At 54.1% G+C, this 1,530-nt stretch carries 3 protein-coding genes; 1 reads left to right on the top strand and 2 read right to left on the bottom strand.

What is annotated here, in order from left to right:
* Positions 1-217: 217 nt before the first annotated feature.
* Positions 218-694 (bottom strand): antitoxin Xre-like helix-turn-helix domain-containing protein, encoded by a 477-nt coding sequence (locus KYK83_RS17005; protein WP_222829089.1) that lies wholly within the window; start codon positions 692-694, stop codon positions 218-220.
* 48 nt (positions 695-742) lie between these two features.
* Positions 743-934, bottom strand: coding sequence for a hypothetical protein (locus tag KYK83_RS17000; protein ID WP_222829088.1), 192 nt, complete (start codon positions 932-934; stop codon positions 743-745).
* Between the two features lie 133 nt (positions 935-1,067).
* Here KYK83_RS17000 and KYK83_RS16995 point away from each other — a divergent pair, with 133 nt between their 5' ends.
* Complete coding sequence (locus KYK83_RS16995; protein WP_346729484.1) at positions 1,068-1,373, top strand: helix-turn-helix domain-containing protein; 306 nt, start codon at positions 1,068-1,070, stop codon at positions 1,371-1,373.
* Positions 1,374-1,530 lie beyond the last annotated feature (157 nt).

Raw genomic sequence — 1,530 nt, 5'->3', positions numbered from 1 at the left:
TTTCAGTCATTGAGAGACAGCCCCCCACAACGGCAGTTTTGGGGCCGGGAGCAGACTGGCCGGTTTGAGTTCTTCTCGGGCCGCTTGCGGAACTTCCGCTTTTGGTCGCCATGCGTTCGAAAGCAGCCATGCCGCTAGCGGGCCCTATGCTGAAACAACAAACAGCTCCGTCCAAGCGGCTACTTGGGATCCCAGTCAGTGGATCGGCTTTCGGAAGCTAGCGGCCTTCCATCTCAGCTATGATGTCTGGCGGAGTCTCATCGAAGTCATCAGCTATTGAGACCTTGCCTTCCAAAGCTCCAAACAGCCGATCTCTCGAGGTTTTTAGAGGGGGCGCCTCAGCATCAAGGTACTGCCGGACCACAAAAAGGTCACTGACGTTGCCTGCCGTCATTCGATCGAGCGCGCTGATTCCGCCGAAGATCGGAGCATCGTTGGGCTGGCGAACCCACGCGGCCGCAATCTTCTTGTCTGGCAAGAGGGTATTGATCCCCTGAAAAATTCCCAAGACGTAAGAGATGCGCTCAAGCGTGTCCCTTGCAAGCGCCAGCCCTTCGCCGTGTCGCCACGCATCGAATGTCGTCTGGTCTGGCTGACCCAAAATGCTTAGCTGTTCATCGTCAGTGAGCCCCCAAACCTTTGCAATGTTGAAAAAGGCACGAAGGGCTACACGGTCCTTATCTACCCTCGTCATGCGAAGATCCCCGCATCCAGGCCTTAATATCCGCTTCTAACACTTGGCTCATTTCGAACGATGCCCATATCTACGGACCACACGCCGATTGACGATCGCAGGCGACGAAAAGAGACCATTCGCTCGCGCTAACTCGTCACGCGTGATGTCGCCTCGAGCCAAAGCCTCGGCATCGACGTCTCGCTGCGCCTGCTTTTCAGCTCGACGCTCGATGGGATCGAAGGTCAGCTTATCGTTCATGATCAGATAGTGACTTACTTCGGCTTGAGACGCAAATCGCCTGATTATATCTCGTGGTTCCGACGCACTGGTGAAAAATGGGCGCCGCAGAACCGAGGACCCTCATAACATCAATTAATGAGTAATAAAAGCCGTGGTCTGTCAGACCGTAGACGTTTGCATAGCATGGCGTCAACAAGGCTTTGTGACAAAGCGCGCTGTTGAAATCGTTGGAACCAGAATCCGAAAGATGCGCGAGGACGCAGGTTTCTCGCAGGAGAAGTTCGCGCAAAAGATCCAGATTGATCGCTCATACTATGGACGTATCGAGCGAGGTCGTCAGAATATAAGCGTCTCCACGATTTGCACGATCGCTGGAGGGCTAGGTGTCAGCCCAGCCGTGCTTCTTGCTGATTTGACGATATCTGATTGCTCGGAGTCTGCGGGCCCCGAAACCTGAACGATTTATGTCGCATCTATGTGCAGGTAGCAACCCGCATTGGCGCGCATGGCTGCGTAACCCGCGGAAATCTGCGGAAAAATCTTGCAGTGCCGATTGGTACTCAAAAACCGTGGCGCATTGAGCACCATGTTCCTGATTTCCTAAGGAAAAGCAG

The sequence above is a fragment of the Qipengyuania pacifica genome, from assembly GCF_019857205.1.
Taxonomy (GTDB): domain Bacteria; phylum Pseudomonadota; class Alphaproteobacteria; order Sphingomonadales; family Sphingomonadaceae; genus Qipengyuania; species Qipengyuania pacifica.
This window is presented reverse-complemented; position numbering and strand designations above follow the sequence as displayed.

Coding starts and splice junctions, on each gene's coding strand:
- KYK83_RS17000 (WP_222829088.1), bottom strand. CDS start 934: ATGAACGATAAGCTGACCTTCGATCCCATCGAGCGTCGAGCTGAAAAG.
- KYK83_RS17005 (WP_222829089.1), bottom strand. CDS start 694: ATGACGAGGGTAGATAAGGACCGTGTAGCCCTTCGTGCCTTTTTCAAC.